14 protein-coding genes and 1 tRNA gene are annotated in these 17,709 nt (G+C 59.3%); 9 read left to right on the forward strand and 6 right to left on the reverse strand.

Going from position 1 to position 17,709, the window contains the following annotated elements:
* Positions 1-196 precede the first annotated feature (196 nt).
* The 4 genes from ACSAMW_RS13700 (at position 197) to ACSAMW_RS13715 (ending at position 3,913) form a co-directional block, all read left to right on the forward strand.
* On the forward strand, positions 197-2,413 hold the full coding sequence (locus tag ACSAMW_RS13700) for an AsmA family protein (RefSeq protein WP_500590757.1): 2,217 nt from the start codon (positions 197-199) through the stop codon (positions 2,411-2,413).
* The gene (mutY, locus tag ACSAMW_RS13705; RefSeq protein WP_500590758.1) at positions 2,410-3,477 is read left to right on the forward strand and encodes an A/G-specific adenine glycosylase; all 1,068 of its coding nucleotides are present in this window, start codon (positions 2,410-2,412) and stop codon (positions 3,475-3,477) included. Before ACSAMW_RS13700 ends, mutY begins: the two co-directional genes overlap by 4 nt.
* The gene (locus tag ACSAMW_RS13710; protein WP_500590759.1) at positions 3,474-3,746 is read left to right on the forward strand and encodes an oxidative damage protection protein; all 273 of its coding nucleotides are present in this window, start codon (positions 3,474-3,476) and stop codon (positions 3,744-3,746) included. The genes mutY and ACSAMW_RS13710 overlap by 4 nt, the downstream gene beginning before the upstream one ends.
* 91 nt (positions 3,747-3,837) lie before the next feature.
* Positions 3,838-3,913 (forward strand) — tRNA-Phe (locus ACSAMW_RS13715).
* A 233-nt stretch (positions 3,914-4,146) separates the two neighbouring features.
* Here ACSAMW_RS13715 and ACSAMW_RS13720 read toward each other — a convergent pair.
* From ACSAMW_RS13720 to ACSAMW_RS13740, 5 genes are all read right to left on the reverse strand, one after another.
* Positions 4,147-6,453: a hypothetical protein gene (locus ACSAMW_RS13720; protein WP_500590760.1), complete on the reverse strand. Its 2,307-nt coding sequence runs from the start codon at positions 6,451-6,453 to the stop codon at positions 4,147-4,149.
* 5 nt (positions 6,454-6,458) lie between these two features.
* Positions 6,459-6,926 carry a CesT family type III secretion system chaperone gene (locus ACSAMW_RS13725; protein WP_500590761.1) on the reverse strand — a complete coding sequence of 156 codons (468 nt, stop codon included), beginning with the start codon at positions 6,924-6,926 and terminating at the stop codon, positions 6,459-6,461.
* Between the two features lie 113 nt (positions 6,927-7,039).
* A complete protein-coding gene (locus ACSAMW_RS13730; protein WP_500590762.1) occupies positions 7,040-8,182 on the reverse strand; it encodes an aspartate/glutamate racemase family protein in 1,143 nt (380 codons plus the stop codon).
* A gap of 327 nt (positions 8,183-8,509) precedes the next feature.
* The gene (gene cuyB / locus ACSAMW_RS13735; protein WP_500590763.1) at positions 8,510-9,976 is read right to left on the reverse strand and encodes a cysteate racemase; all 1,467 of its coding nucleotides are present in this window, start codon (positions 9,974-9,976) and stop codon (positions 8,510-8,512) included.
* A 16-nt stretch (positions 9,977-9,992) separates the two neighbouring features.
* Complete coding sequence (locus ACSAMW_RS13740; RefSeq protein ID WP_500590764.1) at positions 9,993-11,318, reverse strand: dicarboxylate/amino acid:cation symporter; 1,326 nt, start codon at positions 11,316-11,318, stop codon at positions 9,993-9,995.
* Between the two features lie 431 nt (positions 11,319-11,749).
* Between ACSAMW_RS13740 and ACSAMW_RS13745 the strand changes: the two genes are divergently transcribed.
* The 3 genes from ACSAMW_RS13745 to ACSAMW_RS13755 all read left to right on the forward strand — a co-directional run bounded on the left by ACSAMW_RS13745 (position 11,750) and on the right by ACSAMW_RS13755 (position 13,773).
* Positions 11,750-12,667 carry a LysR substrate-binding domain-containing protein gene (locus ACSAMW_RS13745; RefSeq protein WP_500590765.1) on the forward strand — a complete coding sequence of 306 codons (918 nt, stop codon included), beginning with the start codon at positions 11,750-11,752 and terminating at the stop codon, positions 12,665-12,667.
* A 119-nt stretch (positions 12,668-12,786) separates the two neighbouring features.
* Positions 12,787-13,227 carry a hypothetical protein gene (locus tag ACSAMW_RS13750; protein WP_168083143.1) on the forward strand — a complete coding sequence of 147 codons (441 nt, stop codon included), beginning with the start codon at positions 12,787-12,789 and terminating at the stop codon, positions 13,225-13,227.
* A 192-nt stretch (positions 13,228-13,419) separates the two neighbouring features.
* Positions 13,420-13,773 carry a hypothetical protein gene (locus ACSAMW_RS13755; protein ID WP_500590766.1) on the forward strand — a complete coding sequence of 118 codons (354 nt, stop codon included), beginning with the start codon at positions 13,420-13,422 and terminating at the stop codon, positions 13,771-13,773.
* Between the two features lie 76 nt (positions 13,774-13,849).
* On the opposite strand, the gene gabP is transcribed toward ACSAMW_RS13755, so the two are convergent.
* Positions 13,850-15,244, reverse strand: coding sequence for a GABA permease (gene gabP / locus ACSAMW_RS13760; protein WP_500590767.1), 1,395 nt, complete (start codon positions 15,242-15,244; stop codon positions 13,850-13,852).
* Positions 15,245-15,698: 454 nt separating this feature from the next.
* On the opposite strand from gabP, the gene ACSAMW_RS13765 reads away from it, so the two are divergent.
* Both ACSAMW_RS13765 and ACSAMW_RS13770 read left to right on the forward strand, forming a co-directional pair.
* Positions 15,699-16,451, forward strand: coding sequence for a transporter substrate-binding domain-containing protein (locus ACSAMW_RS13765; protein ID WP_500590768.1), 753 nt, complete (start codon positions 15,699-15,701; stop codon positions 16,449-16,451).
* 2 nt (positions 16,452-16,453) lie between these two features.
* Positions 16,454-17,653 (forward strand): methyltransferase, encoded by a 1,200-nt coding sequence (locus ACSAMW_RS13770; RefSeq protein ID WP_500590769.1) that lies wholly within the window; start codon positions 16,454-16,456, stop codon positions 17,651-17,653.
* The last annotated feature ends 56 nt before the right edge of the window (positions 17,654-17,709 follow it).

A 17,709-nucleotide genomic window follows, 5' to 3' on the forward strand; every position in this document is an offset into this window, starting at 1 on the left:
ACTGACGCACAAAGCTTACGCGCGGCGAAGATTAAACATTTGTTCAGTGCGATGGAAGCAATCTGATATCGCGTTTTTAACCGCTTTTGGACGTGCTCATAACCAAAATGCCCATTGGCACTACGTCAGACGCTTGGCGCAGTGGCAAACCGTTATACTCGCGGTAACCAACCTTATGAACTACAAGGACCCGCCCATGAAAGCGTTCGGCAAAATCCTGGGGCTTGTCATTCTCGGGCTGTTGCTGATCGTGGTGGCTCTGGGCTTTGCCCTGACTCACTTTTTCGATCCCAACGACTATAAAAGCGAGATCCGCCAACTGGCCCGCGACAAGGCTCATGTGGAGCTGACCCTCAATGGCGATATCGGCTGGAGCCTGTTTCCCTGGCTTGGCCTGGAGTTGCATGACGCCAGCGTGGCCACCCTCGCCCAACCACAGCAGCCTTTTGCCAACCTGCAGTTGCTCGGTTTGTCGGTACGGGTGCTGCCGCTACTGCGCCATGAGTTGCAGATGAGCGATGTACGCGTGGATGGCCTGGACCTGAACCTGGTTCGCAACGCCCAGGGCCATGGCAACTGGGAAGACTTCGGCAAGCCACTGCCTAGCGAAGCCGCGCCTGCTACGCCTGATAGCGGCCCTGCAGAGGCACCCGCCAGCCCTGATCGCGGCCGCCCGTTAAAGCTGGATATCGACAGCCTTACCGTGAACAACGCCCGTGTGGCCTACCTGGACGAACGCAGCGGCCGCAGCTTTACCGCCGAAAGCATCCAGCTGAGCACAGGGGCCGTGCAGCCAGCTACGGACATTCCAGTTACCCTCACCGCCTTCCTAGGCACCAATCAGCCCGAGTTGCGCGCCCGCACCGAACTCAAGGGCACCTTGCGCTTCGACCCCTCGGTGGAGCGTTACCAGTTCGAAGACATGCGCCTGGGCGGCGAATTGTCCGGCGCCCCACTGCAAGGCAAAACCGTCACGTTTGCGGCCCAGGGCCAGTTGCTGGCGGACCTGGCCGCAAACGTTGCCGACTGGAACAACCTCAAGCTCTCGGCCAACCAGTTGCGTGCCTTGGGTGAGCTTCATGTTCGCGACCTGGACACTACCCCACAGCTCAGCGGCGCACTCTCTGTCGCGCAACTGGACGTGCGAGCCTTCCTGGACGGTATTGGCCAGGCGGTGCCTGCCACCGCAGACCCCTCCGCGCTGACACAGGTAGAGCTGGTGAGTACCCTCAAGGGCAATGCCAACGCCCTGGCCTTGGAAGACCTGAACATCAAGCTGGACGGCAGCACCCTCACGGGCCGCGTGGCAGTGGATGACATCGCCGCACAGGCGTTACGCATCACGTTGCAGGGCGACGCCTTGAACATGGATCGCTACCTGCCGGCGCAAAGCGAGGAAGCCAAAGGTACGGCGGCGGCACGCCAGGCCGAAGTGCAAGGCAGTGAAGCTGCCGCGATGGCCAGCGGGGGCAATTCTCCCTTGCCTGAAGCGCCTGGTCGCCAAGCCTGGAGCGATGACCGGCTGTTCCCTATCGAGCGCCTGCGGACCATCGACCTGCAAACCGAACTCAGCCTGAACCAGTTGACGCTGCAAAAGCTGACCATCGACAAAGCCCACCTCACGGCCTCAGGCCACGACGGCCTCCTTAACCTTCAAGGCCTGAGCGGGCAGATCGCACAAGGTGACTTCAATGCCAGCGGCACCTTGGACGTGCGCCCCGACGTGCCTGCCCTCAGCCTCAAGACCAAACTGAACAGAGTGCCGGTGGACGTGGTGCTTGCCACCCATACCAACCCGCCCCCCGTACGCGGCCTGCTTACGCTTGATGCCGCCTTTACCGGCACGGGCAACAGCCAGAAAGCCCTGGTCGACACCCTTAACGGCAATGGCCGCTTTACCGTCGACAACGGCGTGCTGGTGAATGCCAACCTGGAGCAGCAGCTGTGCCAGGGCATCGCGCTGCTCAACCGCAAGACCCTCACCAGCGAACCGCGTGGTCGTGATACGCCCTTCCAGCGCCTGGAAGGCAGCCTCACCGTACGAGACGGCGTAGCCAACAACCCAGACTTCAAGGCCCGCATCCCTGGGCTGCGGGCCAGCGGCAACGGCGATATCGACCTGCGTGTGCTGGGCCTAGATTACCGCGTAGGCGTGGTGGTGGAAGGCGAAAGCGGCAACATGGCTGACCCGGCCTGCCAGGTGAACGATCGCTTCGCCAACCTGGAGCTGCCGATCCGCTGCCGTGGCCCGTTGGAGCTGGGCGCCCGCGCCTGCCGTGTGGACCGCGACGGCCTTGGGCAACTGGCAACCCAAGCCGTACGCAACCGTGTGCAGGAAAAGATTGAAGACAAGCTGGGGGACAAGGTGCCTTCAGAACTGAAAGATGCCCTCAAGGGGTTGTTCAAACGATGAACCCTGAGCAATTTTCCAGCGCTGTGCTGAACTGGTTCGATGTACACGGCCGCCATGACCTGCCGTGGCAGCAACAGATCAACCCGTACCGCGTGTGGGTGTCGGAGATCATGCTGCAGCAGACGCAGGTGAGCACGGTGCTCAACTACTTCGACCGCTTCATGACCGCCTTGCCCACCGTTCGAGACCTGGCCGAGGCCCCTGAAGATGAAGTGCTGCACCTGTGGACCGGGCTGGGTTACTACACCCGCGCCCGTAACCTGCAGAAGGCAGCACGCAGGGTAGTGGCAGACCACAACGGTGAGTTCCCGCGCGATCCGGCGCTGCTGGAAACACTGCCGGGCATCGGCCGCTCCACCGCTGGCGCCATCGCCAGTATCAGCATGGGGCTGCGAGCGCCCATTCTGGATGGCAACGTGAAGCGTGTGCTGGCCCGTTACATTGCCCAGGCAGGCTACCCCGGCGAACCCAAGGTCGCCAAAGCCCTCTGGGAGGCCGCTGACCGCTTTACACCCCATGCACGGGTAAACGACTACACCCAGGCAATGATGGACCTGGGCGCCACCCTGTGCACCCGCACGCGCCCCACCTGCCTGCTGTGCCCGCTACGTGAAGGCTGCCGTGCCCACCTGCTGGGTGAAGAAACCCGCTACCCGTCGCCCAAGCCACGCAAAACGCTGCCACAGCGGCAAACCCTGATGCCGCTGCTCAGCAACGGCCAGGGCGCCATTTTGTTGTACCGCCGCCCCTCCACGGGCTTGTGGGGCGGGCTGTGGAGCCTGCCGGAGCTGGACAGCTTTAGCGACATCCAGCACCTGGTCGCCCAACACGACCTTACGCTGCTCGACACCCAGGCCCTGCAAGGCCTGACGCATACTTTCAGCCACTTCCAGCTCAGCATCGAGCCCTGGCTGGTACGGGTAGACGCCCGTGCCGCCCACGTGGCCGAGGCCGACTGGCTTTGGTATAACCTCGCCACCCCGCCGCGCCTGGGCCTGGCTGCCCCGGTAAAAGCATTGCTGGAGCGCGCGGCTGTTGCCTTGCATGCAGGAGAAACCCCATGACCCGCACCGTGATGTGCCGCAAGTACAAAGAAGAACTGCCCGCCCTGGAGCGCCCTCCCTACCCTGGCGCCAAGGGCGAAGACATCTACCAGCACGTGTCCCAGAAGGCCTGGGCCGACTGGCAGAAACACCAGACCCTGCTGATCAACGAGCGCCGCTTGAACATGATGAACGCCGAGGACCGCAAATTCCTTCAAGGCGAGATGGACAAGTACCTGTCTGGCGAGGAGTACGCCAAAGCCGAAGGCTACGTCCCACCCGCTGAATAAGGGGCTTGGCGCGTAAGCGACGGGAAAGATTAAAATTTTTTTGCACCGACGCTTGACGCAAACCTTAAAAACCCGTTTAATGCGCCCCGTTGCCCAGGTAGCTCAGTTGGTAGAGCAGGGGATTGAAAATCCCCGTGTCGGCGGTTCGATTCCGTCCCTGGGCACCATGAACATAAATCCGAATGGTCCCAAATGACCTCGGAACACAGAGAAACCGGCCCTTGAGCCGGTTTTTTTGTGCCTGAATGAATCTGTAAAGCGGTGGGTGCAAATGCCAACGCGGCTCGCTGGCCCCAGCATTGGCTGAGGTACAACGAGGCACGTCAGAGCCCGGCCTGCGAGGCCCGGCCCGCGAGGCCCGCCTTTGTTTACAGCAAAGCGGGCCATACTCATCAGCTGTTTACCCTACTCGATTAATTGCATCAGTGAGTTCGTCCAAACTGGGGTCAGGAAGGCCGTCGCCTATCGCATGCGGCAAGGTCGCTGCCTGCCTTGCCTCATTTTGCAGCTCTTCCAGATCAAGGGCATATCGCTCCTGGCTCACCGTCGTCTGCAAGCGGGCGCTTTCAGTCTTGGCTTGGCCGTCTGCCAGTGAAGCCCGGGTGCTGCGCACAGGCAAGGTGACAGCCGCTTTCATGTGCGTGCCGAAGCTTTTGCTGGTTTCCCCAAGCGCTTCCATGAACGCACGGGAAGCACTGTGGGTTTGCATGTACCAAGCGCGGGTTTCACGCAGGTCGATCGTTTGGCCGTCGCTCAGTTGGATCGTTGGCTGTAGGCGCAGGTCGGGTTTAAGGGGCGTGCGGCCGGTAAGGGTTTTCTTCTCCCGCAATGCGGCGCCTTCCTCTTTTTTCGGCAGCAGTTGACGACGGGTAACGCGTTGCTTGGTGAACTTGGTCACTGGGTTGGCGTACGCATTGCCAGTCAACACGCCGGTTTGAACCATCGCAGCGGCGGCCGGGCTGGAGCCGGTGACCCCAACTGCCGGCGCGGCGGCTTCAGCGTCCGTACCCTGCGCGTCCCCTCCATCCGGTGCGCTTGCGGACTCACCCGGCCCTGGGTGGGCAGGGCCTACATTAAAGCCGTCTTCAAATGCAGCAAAAACCGTACGTGGCAATGACAAGCCACCATGGCGGTCCAGCACCTGCGCCGCGTACTCCCCAGGCCTACGGAATTTAGATTTGGTGAGCAACATGAAGTGCTCCTTGCTCGACAGCAGCATGGCCGCGATAGTACCGCCGCTATGCAGTTCGGACCATTGGCCGCCTTTGAAGCGAACGATGTCCGTTTTAAGGTTGTCCAGTTCTGCCTGTTGCTGAGCGCGTTTTGTTTTCAGCTCGCGCAATGCAGGAGACTCTGCTGCTGCCGAGCCAGGTGGGCCCCGGCGCGCGCCTTGCTTGCCTCGCACTTTATCTGCAAGGCTTACCGTGTTAGAGGTCTTCTCAATCTTCGCATCCAGCTCATCCAGAGCGGCCAGGCGCGACGCCAGTTCGTCTGCCACCACCGCATTGACGTTGGAGGTGACTATTTCCTTGGGGTGTGTCCACAAGCTACGTACCTTGGCCGGATCTAGGTCGGCTTGCTGAAGGTCACGGTCAGTACGGGTTTTGCCGGCTGCCTTGGCAGCATCGGTCAGCACATCGGCGTACTTAGTGTTGGCGCGCATCATGTGGTCCTTGAGCATGATCTCGTCCATGTAGCCGAATGGGGCTTGCAAGGCCTGTTGTGCAGTGACAGCACCGAACGAGGCGAACGGCCCACCAAACACACCGGCCGCGACGACCGCCGGTGTAGTGACCGCTTTGTAGCCGATCTGGCTTTGGTATTTCACAAAGTTGGCTTGGCCTAAGGCCACGCGTTTGCGGTATTCGTTGTGCAACGTATCGAGCTTTTGGCCGCAGGCCTCCAGCCTGTCCAGTGCCTGGCGACGGGCCTGGGGTGTAGCACCTGGTGCTTCGTAGGCCGCCTGATGGGTAGCGGCTTCTTTCAACGCCTCACCAATGTGCTGGCGGATAACGTTTAGTTTTTTGGTGCCGGCGATATCCCCTGCGAACGCTGGAATGCCGTTAAATTTGGCAACCATATCCTGGTAGCCGTCCACAACGATCTGCCCTGCGCCGTTAGAGAACGGCGTGAGTGCCCAGAGTGCTGCATATTTGATCGCCTTTGCAGCACCCGCCCCTAGCGCGTCCGCGCCCGGCCCGGCCGCTGCAGCCAGCGCCGGGGCGATGGCCAACGTGGTGAACGCAGAGTCGTAGACATCCGCCAAACCTTGCATCCCGATGGCGTGCTTGGCCTTATTGTAGGTAGCCTGGTCGATACCGCAGCCTTCGCGCATCAAGGTGCGTGCCTGGCTGTACTTACGGTTGCGCTCGCCAATACCCAGCTTTTCGTCATGCCCCTCGGCCACCAGGCGCAGCGCTTGGGTCACCTTGCCAAGGTCCAGGGGGTGGTCAGCATCCCACTGGTTCAAGCCATCCTGAAACCCTTGCAATTGCACATTCACTGGGCCTTTTTTGGCCAGCGATGCTGCCCGGCGCTCCTGGGGTGACAGTTTGGTCAGCTTGCTGTCGCGCACGGTTTGGCGTGGCGCCTGTGTTGCCACGTTATCACCCGTGCGCGGCGCTGCGGTGCCGCGAGTGGCTAACTCATGCGCGGGTTCAGCTGCGGGGGTTGCGTGAGAAAACCCTGGGAGCGAAGGGATACGCATGCTGATTACCTCCGATGAAGGGACGCAGGGGCGCTCAAGCCACGGCGTACCTGCGCTGGGTCAGCCTCGGTGCGGCGATATGACAGCCCGAACGCCTTACCGCGCTCTACCAAGTGAGCCAGTACCTCACGCAGGAGCGCAACGGTCATAGTGCCAAGGCTGAAGCGGGTCGCCAGAATGATACGGCCGCTGTCCGGCGAGGTGCCGAACACACCCAGATCCAGCTCGTAGCCTGCCAGGTTCACTTCCAAAATGCGGCTATACACCTTGGCGCGTTGCGCCTGGGGCGGGATGCCGAAGTCGCAGTAAATGCTCAAGCGATCCGGCGCGATCCCTGCCGCGTGCCGTACAGTAATCGCTACGCCGTCGATATTCAGAGGGGCACCGCCGATGATCGCTTCAATGTCAGCGTTATCACGAATGCCAGTCGCTTGGCAGAACTCAGTCATCAATGCTTCAAAAGTCATAGGCATGTCGTCGGGTCTCTTGGCAACAAAGGGGCCGCGCTATCGCCTTTGCGATAGTGGGCTTGAAACACTTGAACGCTAGGCCGAGCCGCGCTGAAAAGGGCGGCACAGCATAGGCATTACACGGTCTTCAATTGGCTGAAGTGCTGGTTCAGCTCATTGCCAAGCGCTGCCTTGTCGGTATCTGCCATCTGCTTGGCCTGCGTGGCTGCCAGGGCCATCAGCGACCTTAGGGTGTCAACGAACTGCACGTTGTGAGCGTCAAAGTCTTTCTGATTGATGACCAGGGGTACTTCGGTGCAGGCGCCCGTTACCACTTGCGCTCCACCATCGACTAGGGTCTTCGCCGGCTCAAGCATCAGGTCACGAGAATTTTTGTATTCGCCGCCTTTGATGCCATTAGTTTCAGGGCCGCCCTGGACCGGGAAGTTTTTGGTCCCGTAGATACTGCCCATGGTTTTTTGCTGCTGTTCTTCGTCCGGCACGGTGATGCTGAACTGGTTGGGGTATTTGCTTGCCAAGCGGTTCTGGTACAAACCGGTGCTGTTGGTGCCGTTGGTTGCCAACTGGCCGATTTTAACGGGGTAGTGACGTCCGCCTTTGCCGTCCATGGCCTTGTTGACCTCTTCGGCAACGGAGTCGGCAATGTGGAGCAGCTTCACGCCCTTGGATTCGGCGTGCGCTTCCAAGGCGTCAAACCAGATATGCGCGGTGTTGCAAGTAATCACTGCAACCTTAGCACCTGCGCTGGCCGCTTGGTCGATAGCCCCTTTCATGCCGTGGTAAGGGTTGTCAGCACGCGGGTCGGTCAGCATTTTGATGCGCTCGTCGCGCCCACGTTTACCCAGGTCGGGGGGGAGGTTGTCTTTGGCGTAGGCGGTGCGGTCACCGATGTTGGGGGAGTCCGACACCAGTACATAAGCCCCATGGGCCTGGTCGCTTTTAACTGCGAATTCATTTTGGAAGATGTCTACCAGCCGTTCTGCAGCGGCATTGCCCGCAGCCGGCCCCATCCCACCGATAATGCCAATCTTGGCGAAATCAGGTAGTGGTCCGCCACGCTTGGCTTCAAGGGCCTGCGTGTTGACAGGGCGCTGCCCACCCAATATGTCGCTTACTGCTTTTAAGGCACCTCGCCCTTCGTTGACGAACGCGTCACGCGGCGAAATAGCAGGCGGTTGCGATTTACTGATTTCTGCTTGGGCGCAAGCCAGGTTAGCGGCGGCGGATGCCACGTTCGCAGTGGGAATTCTTGGAATCATGTAACGCCTCTCCTTGATAAGTTTCACGCACGCGCGCCGAGACAGCTCTGCTAATGAGCGGCAACTATAAGGCGGCTAACGTACAAGGGGGTGTGTGGCAGAAGCGTTCAAGCAGTTCCACATCAAACATTAAATAATAAATAATGTAGAGTGCTCTGAAATGCTGATAGCAGAGCCTTCCAAGCGAACTAATGACTTGGAAGGCAGGCACTTATAAAGTGCATGGAATTAATAGTAATAACTTTTTTGCACAGTTAAGGTGCGTTTATTATTTTTGTGTGCCTTTTCAGTTTTACTAGAGCGTTTAATTAAAACAATGCTGCACCTTTAAGAGGCAGTTGCAATGGCCACGCACCGCTGTGCCAATACCTCAGTAGGGTCTACCAAAGCCACTGTGTAGGCGCCAAGGGAAAAAGCATCCGCTTGGCGTAATACCAAGGGCAGCTCGGTGCACCCCAAAATGAGGATTTTTGCACCCTGCTCGGCTAAATGCTGTGCTGCGGCCAACAGGTCCTCACGGCATTCGCCTTCGACAAACCCTGCCTTGATACCGCGTTCACCATAGATGGACCGCATTACCCTGGCCTGAAACTCAGCATTGGGTGTCATCAACTGCAGGCCCACCCTCTCAGCCGCCTGCTGGTACACCCCTGACTGCACAGTACCCGTTGTGGCCAGCAGCCCTACTTGCGCCGCTACGCCGTAGCGGTCTCGCACATGCTTGACCGTCTCGTCGAGCATGTGTATCACAGGGATCGACAGCAGCGGCTGGATACGCTCAACGAAGGCATGAGCGGTATTGCAGGGAATAGCAATGGCACCCGCGCCTTCTTCTTCCAGCCGTTTGCACGTGGCATACAGCGCAATGCTGGGGTCGGCCTCGTTGCGCAGCAAATTTGCTGTACGGTCAGGAATCTGTGGGTTCTGCTCCACGATCATCTTGATGTGATCCTGGTCGCGGCTGGCAGGGGTGTTGCGCACCACCTTGCCCATAAAGTCCACCGTGGCTGCCGGGCCTACCCCGCCCACTACCCCGAGCTTGAAGGGCAATGCCCGGCTTATTTCACCGCCACGCGTGGCGAAATCCGCATACAGCCGATTAGCGTCCAGCAGTGGCAGGCCCTGTTGCTGAAGCAGCGGAGCCACCAAACTGAGTTCGGTTGCACCCGGCAATAGCAGGTCTACGCCTTGCTCGCGCAGGTCCAGGCATGCACGGCGCACTTGAGCCAGCGGCTCACCATCCAAATAACCGGCCTTAATGCCCGCAGCGCCATAGAGCGCGTCCATCAAGATGGCCTGGCATTCGGCGCGGGGGTAAATAACGGTATAGCGGTCACCGAAGTAGCGCTCGAACAACCCGGAATGCCGGACAAAATCCGAGCACACCACACCCAATCGCCCACCGTCGCCCAAGGTTTCGCTCACGTGCTGGCGCAGCGCGGCCATCATGTCGAGCACCGGAATGTCCAACTCGTTCTGCAGCTGCTCCAGAAACGTGTGGCTGGCAAAGCAAGGCAACAGCACCGCATCTGCTGAGCGCTGTGCCAAGGCCTGGCACGTCTGGAATACGTAGAACATCCGTGAGCTGAGGTTAGCGTTCGAAGCCAGGGGCAGCGCGCTGCCTTTGAACGGATCCTGTTGGAGTATGAAATGGTATTGGTCGCGAGCGCCCTGCACCGCCGGATTACTGACCAGCTTAGCCAACAAGTCGACGCCGGCCAGGTCGCCGAGGCCGCCCACGACCCCCAGTGAGCGCTCGCCAGCTTGGTGGGTATACCGGTTCATTATGTTCATCGCTACTTCCGTTAGCTTAAGCCAGTTCTGAGGTATTCAGGGGTTGCCGTGGGGGCGTACCCGCCACAGTTGGCGTGTCGAGGGTCTCGGCTACCGGTGCTTCACCACGGTCGGCTTCAAGCTTGGCCACCACGGCGGTGGCAATGCTGTTGCCGCCGACGTTGGTCGCGGTACGGGCCATGTCCATGAAGGGGTCTATGCCGATGATCAGTAACAGCCCGGCTTCAGGCAGGTGCACGATTGGCAAGGTAGCGGCTACTACCACCAAGGATGCCCGCGCTACGCCGGCCATGCCTTTGCTGGTGATCATGCAGGTGAGGAGAATCACGATCTGTTCAAAGATCGACAAGTCAATGTTGTACGCCTGGGCAATGAACATCAGGGCGAATGCCTGGTACATCATCGAGCCGTCCAGGTTGAACGAATACCCCAGCGGTAGCACGAAGCGGGTTACGTTCTTGGAGGCACCGAACTTTTCCAGCGCGTCGATGGTTTTAGGGTAGGCCGACTCACTGCTGCACGTAGAGAACGCCAACAGCACCGGCTCACGGATCAGCTTGATCAGTTTAAACACCGCGTTGCCGAGAAACGCACGCCCTACCAGAATCAGCGCTGCCCACAACAAGGCAATACCTACGTAGAACTCACCTACCAGCTTGCCGTAGTCGACCAGCAACCCCAGCCCTTGCACGGTGATCGCCGAGCCAATCGCGGTAAAGACGGCGATCGGTGCCAGCGCCATGACATAGTCGGTAATGCGGAACATGACCTTGACCAACTCGTCGAGTAACGGCTGGATCATGGAGTTGCCGGTGGTCTTCTTCACGTAGGCCAATGCGGCGCCGAAAAACAGCGCGAAGATCAGGATCTGCAAGATCTCGTTAGTGGCCATGGCCTCGGCAATGCTGCGGGGAAACACATGGGTCAGGAACGATTGCAGCGTAAAGCCACTGGTGTTGAGGCCACCGACTGCCGCATCTTTCTCGGGAATAGGCAGGTTCATGCCCGCGCCCGGCTGGAACACATTCACCAGTACGATCCCGAGCGACAGGGAGAACAACGACGCGCAGATGAACCACGTCATGGATCGAATGGAAATCCGTGCGACCATGCCCGAACCACTGGAACTCATGCTCGCCAGGCCCGCTACCAAGGTGGCAAAGACCAGCGGTGCGATAATCATCTTGATCAACCGCAAGAACACGTCGGTGATCATGTTGAAGTACGAGGCTACCTCTTTGGTCATTTCTGGGTTTGCCAGGTAATGATGCAGGCCACCCCCGACCACTACGCCGAGTATCAAAGCAATAACGATTTGCTTGGCCAATCGAATGTTATTCATGCGTAACCTCAGCAAGGCGCGCGGCGAACCTGACGCGCAAAAAGTATGTTCAGCGGGTAACACGGCACGCCGCATATCCGCTCCGGTAGAAGCGATGCGTTAGGCAGGCAAAACGTAAATGGCGACACCGCGTGAACCGAGAACGGGCTTGTGCTCTAGGGGTCAATGCCCGAAACACCATCGCGCCCTGTGGGGGCATCGGCGGCTGAGATCGATTCTAAGAACAAATGCTTCACAAGGTGATGCATTCGCGGTCTATAACTATGTGCTTTATGCATAGCCTGGGTGGCATATGGCGCTGAAAGGTTTCACCTTCCATCGCAAAGTCGTAGATGGAACGCTGGGCGTCGTATTTTTCTCTAACCCAGGCTGCCTACAGGTGCCGTTGCTTGTTAGGGTAACGCCCTTGCCAACAGGGAACCGGGTGCCCCATGCAACTGAAATGGATCGAAGACCTGATTGCGCTGGCAGAGACCAACAGCTTCTCGCGCGCGGCTGATATCCGCTGTATCAGCCAGTCGGCGTTGTCCCGGCGTATTCAGTCCCTAGAGAGCTGGGTAGGGGTGGAGCTGGTCAATCGCGGGATCTACCCCGCGCAACTTACCAGTGCCGGGCAAGCGTTTTATGAGCAGAGCCGAGAAACCCTGCTCAGCCTGCTCGCTGTGCGCGAGGAGTTATTAGAGGCCGGCCGTATGCCGGGGGACTCTATCGCGGTCACTGTAGGCCATACCCTCTCGGTTACCTTCCTCCCCAAGTGGCTCAAGCAACAGCAGGCGCGCAACGGCCACTTCAAGGCGCGCGTAGTGGCCGCTAACGTGCATCAGGCCGTAATGGCCCTGGAAGAGGGGCACTGCGACTTGATGATCGGCTACCACCACCCCCATGCCCCGATCTCCTTGAGCACGGAAAAATTCAGCAGCTTGTCCTTGGGTTTGGATTCCCTGGTGCCTGTGTCCGCGCCAGGTAGGCGCGGCCGCCCCTTGTTCACCTTACCCGGCAGCCCCCATGCACCCACACCGCACCTGGCCTACACGGAAAGCACCTTCCTGAGGCGGATCGTCGACACCATCCTCAAGCGCAGCCCTACGCCCTACTACCTGGAAACCTGTTACGAAGGCGACATGGCAGTGCAGGTCATGCAAATGGCCCGGGAAGGCTACGGCCTGGCCTGGCTGCCCAAAAGTGCAGCCCAGGAAGAGTTGGCACGGGGTACTCTGGTGCCCGCTGGCAGCGATGCCTGGAATGAAGAGCTGGAAATCCGCTCCTACCGCACCAATGGAAACAATAACGCCACCATGCAGGCTTTCTGGAGCGCCCTCAAACACGACAGCGAGGCACGCCAGGGCTGAGGCCGATTGCAAGCTCCTGCGCTCGATAGGTACACTCCGCCCCCCTTTAGGGCCAGCCACTGAATACGATCGGCTACCCTTACCACGCCCCTTTACACGCCGGCACAGGAGCCGCCCTTATGTCCTCCGATCGCAAGCAGCAGAAGAAACATAAGCGTGCGTCGTCCAAGGCTCGCCAGAACCGTATCCAGCGTAACAACCAGCCGGACGCGCCAAGGGAGAAGAACCCGGACGCCTTGTCGCCTGAATTCGTGAGCATGGAAGAGTTCTTCGAAGGTGGGCTGGAAACAGGCGCCTTCGAAGACTTGTTTGCGGCCATGGCGGCCGTGGAGAAAGAGGGCCAGGAAGCGGTGGCCTTTGCCTTCCTCACCGAGTCGCCTTTGCCCATGGTAATCGACAACTATTCCGAAGACGATGTCTCGGACTTGATCGTTTCCCTGTGGATTGCCTACTACGAGAAGCACCATGGCTTGAGCGAGGACGATGCCATGGCGCGGATCGAAAGCACCGAGTTCACAGAAGCCTATGTAGCGGCTGCCGCGGCTATTGCCGAGGCCTGATAAGCCTAGCAACGCGCGGCAGAGTGATTGTGGGAGCCTGCGAAACGCTAGTGCAGCGGGCGAACAAGCAAATCCCCTCTGCACTCAACACGGGCCCTTACACAACCTTTACCGTCCCCAGACCGCGCTTTACACAGCAAAGGTGTTTCATACGTCCATGGCGCTACCCAAGCCGGCGCCGAAGGAGACACCATGTTTGCGAAGTTGACCAAAGCCGTACTGCTCTCCACCTGCCTGGTGGGCGCTGGAGTGGTGGGCACTGCCTCGGCAGACGAGCGCAACCTGATAGTGCCCGCCATCGCAGGCGCTGCGGTCGGCGCGCTGATCGCCAGCAGCTGGGATAATGGCGGCCACCACCATCGCCACGAAGCACGCCGGTATTACGAAGAGCGTTACTACGCACCGCCTCCCCCACGGCCGGTGATGTACGTACCTGCGCCTCCACCGGTGGTGTACTACCGCCGTGCCCCGCAGCCTGTCTATTACCAGCCTGGCCCGCCGCCTCGCCATTGGGTCCACTACCGCGACGAAGGCCCACGCTGGTAGAACCAAAACCGGCAATACGAAAAAAGGCCGTTACCCTCTCAGGTAACGGCCTTTTGCTTGGTACAGCGAACGGGCGTCAGCGGCTCAGCACTGCACGGCCATGGGCAGCTGCCTTGCGACGACGGTCCACGATCAACCCGGCTGCCACAACGGCAATAGTCAGCAAACCAGTGGCAACAATTTCCACGCGGTGGCCTTCCTGGCGGAACATCTCCACCAACACGCCAACGATGAACAGAATCACCAGGTAAGTGAGGCCAGGGAACAGCCACATCTTGAAGGCAAGCTTCTCACCACGGGCTTCGGCCTGGCGGCGCATGCGCAGTTGAGAGAACGCGATCACCAGGTACACCAGCAACGCAATGGCGCCCGAGCTGGCCAACAGGAAGTCGAACACCGCGGCAGGCGCAACATAGTTGGCGAAGGTGGCCAGGAATGCAGCTGCTGTGGACAAGATGACGGCCGCGTAAGGCGTACTAGCACGGGACGTGCGCTGTGCCACCTTGGGCGCATCGCCGCGTTTGCTCAGGGAGAAGAGCATGCGAGACGAGGTATAGAGTGCCGAGTTCAGGCAACTGGTCACGGCCACCAGCACCACGATGTCTACGATCAGTTTCGCGTTAGGTACACCGATCAGGTTCAGCACGGTCTGGTACGAGCCCAATGCCGGCAGTGAAGGATCGTTCCACGGCACCAGGCCGACTACCAAGAAGATCGAAAGCAGGTAGAACAGGCAGATACGCCAGATCACCGAGTTGGTGGCCTTGGAGATCTGACGGCCCGGGTCGCGAGATTCGGAGGCCGCGATGGTCACGATTTCCGTGCCCATGAACGAGAACATGGTGGTCAGCATGGCGGCAACTACAGCGCCCAAGCCGTTCGGCATGAAGCCTTGAACATCGGTAAGGTGGCTGACGCCGCTTACCTGGCTACCTGGCACAAAGCCGAACGCTGCGCCCAGGCCCAATACGATGAAGGCAATGATCGCAATGATCTTCAGCAGGGCGAACCAGAACTCGAACTCACCGTAGTTCTTCACACTGAACAGGTTGGTCACGGTCAGCACGGCAGTAATGATCAGCGCGAAGACCCAGATTTGAACGTCTGGAATCCAGGCGTGGAGAATGCCCGCAGCAGCGTTGGCTTCCAGCGGAATCACCAGCACCCAGAACCACCAGTACAGCCAGCCGATGGTGAAGCCTGCCCAATGCCCGATGGCGCGGTCTGCATAAGTGGAAAACGAACCGGTGTCTGGCGAAGCCACTGCCATTTCACCCAACATGCGCATCACCAGCACCACTAAGGTACCGGCTGCAGCGTAGGCCAGAAGCACAGCGGGGCCCGCTTGAGCGATGGCATGGCCAGAACCGACGAACAAGCCTGCCCCGATAACACCTGCGATGGACAACATGGTCACATGGCGAGGTTTCAGGCCTTGGGCAAGCCCGCCGGCGTTTTGAATACTGCTCATAGGTGTACCCTTCCGAGAAAGCGATTTGTCCAACGCGTGCACCGGGCCCTACCGCTGTGTGGGACAAGCAACGCGCTGTTGGATTTTTTTTACGCAAGAAGTGCGCCAAATTGATGCAAAATAGTTCAAACCCACAGACCAGCGGGGGTTGGCGCTCGAAGCTAAAACGATTTAGCCATAGGACATATTGTCGCGTTACCACAAAAGCATTACTAGAGTACCCAGGCAATGCTCTGAATGTGCCCTGTTTTAGACCGCCAGGTAACACCCTCGCCCATTCGCGGTGCAACTTTGGCTGCCTTTTCTCCAGGGACAGTGCAACCTTTCCTCACGTTTTCGCAATCGCGTTCGATAAATAAAATGTCGCAACCTTGGCCGCCAAGCGCGTGATGTTTCTGCAATAACCGTTGTCGAAGCCCGTACACCCTGCTGCATTGCCTTTGGAGTTTGTTACATGCCCCGATTTTTCAGTTCGCTGGTGGGTTGCGTTCTGGCCTTGACCTGCCTGTCTTCGGCATACGCGGTCGATAAGCTGCGCATGGGTATGGAAGGTAGCCACCCCCCCTTCAACGACACTGATGCCAGCGGGCAAGTGGTAGGGTTCGATGCAGACATCGGCGCTGCACTCTGCGCCAAGATGAAAGTGGAATGCGAGATCGTTACGGCAGATTTTGAAAACCTGATTCCTGCACTTAACAACAACCAGTACGACTTCCTGATCTCTTCCCTTTCCATCACGGAAGACCGCAAGCAGCAAGTGGACTTCACTGACCCCTACTACACCAACAAACTGCAGTTCATCGCTGCGGCCAGCAGTGACCTCTCCGGCACCCCCAGCAGCTTCATGGGCAAGACACTGGGTGCTCAACAGGGCACCCTGGCCGCTAGTTGGCTGGCGGAAAACGCGGCTGACGTTGCCATTGTGCAAAGCTTTTCCACCCAGGAAGAGCTGTACGTGGCGCTGACCACCGGCCAGATCGATGGCGCGCTGGCAGACAAGTACTCCAGCTACGAGTGGATGCGTACCGAGGCAGGCAAAGGCTATGAACTCAAGGGCGAACCTGTAAAAGACGGCGACCAGATCGCCATTGCCACGCGCTTGAACGACCCCCTTCGTACCCGGCTGAACCTGGCCCTCAAGGACATCATCCAGGACGGCACCTACAAGAAGATCAATGACAAGTACTTCCCCTTCAGCATTCGTTGACCGTGCACGCTGTTGATGGGCTAGAGGCTCGATTCTTCGCACTGCAGGCGTTCTTGAACACCCATGAGGGGCTGTGGAAACCACGGCCCTTCACGCACCTGCAACTGCCTTGGGAAACCCAGCACCCCGCCCTGGCCCAGTGGCTTCGAAATCAGTCTCTGGAAGACGCCGAGGCAGCATCAGGGGTGCCTGTACCTGCACAGGCGCCTGAGCTTCTACGCGACCTCGCCGAACAAGGCCTTGCGCTCTCGCAGCTAGGCAGCTTGCCTACCCTGGAGTTACCTCCAGCGCTCCACCGACTGGAGCGCGATGTACCTGGCCGCAAGTGGGAACAGGTAGAAGCGTTTTCGCGCCACCTGTCCTTTACCCAGCCCGTCACCCATTGGGTGGACTGGTGCGGTGGCAAGGGACACTTGGGGCGCAGGCTGGTGCAGCCTGGCCAGGCCCTGACCTGCCTGGAATGGGACCCTGCTTTGGTAAGCGAAGGCCAGGCGCTTAGCGACCGTCATCACCTGCCCGCCCGGCACCAGTTGCAGAACGTATTGGCCGCCGACACGCTGTTGCGGCCTTATCATGTACCGGTTGCCTTGCATGCCTGCGGTGACCTGCATGTGCGGCTGCTGCAAAAAGCCGTTGAACAGGGTTGTGAGCAATTGGCACTGGCGCCCTGCTGCTACAACCGCACCCAGGCCGATCACTATGTACCCTTGTCAGATGCGGGTAGTACCAGACCATTGGCATTGAACCGTGAGGATCTGGCTTTGACTGCCAGCGAAACGGTCACTGCAGGCGCACGCGAGCGACGCCAGCGCGATACCTCTATGGCACGGCGCCTGGGGTTTGATCTATTGCAACGGCACGTGCGCGGCCAAAACGCTTACCTGCCTACACCGTCATTGCCTGCCAACTGGCTGAACGAGACGTTCGCACGATACTGCCTTCATCTGGCAGCGCTCAAAGGCGTGGCATTAAGCCCCAACGAAGCGTGGAACACCTGGGAAGCCCACGGCTGGCAACGCCTAGCGCAGGTGCGCAACCTGGAGCGGGTACGCAACCTGTTCCGCAGGCCCCTGGAACTGTGGCTGGTACTGGACCGTGCATTGTATTTGAGGGAACACGGTTATGACGTGCAGGTAGGGCTGTTTTGTGAACCCAGGCTAACGCCGCGCAACCTGATGATCCTGGCGAGCAAGCCTGGATAACCTGTGGATAAGCCTGTGAAGAACCTTTGATCACATACGCCCGCACGACCGGCACA

This window comes from Pseudomonas sp. AB39(2026) (genome assembly GCF_059831485.1).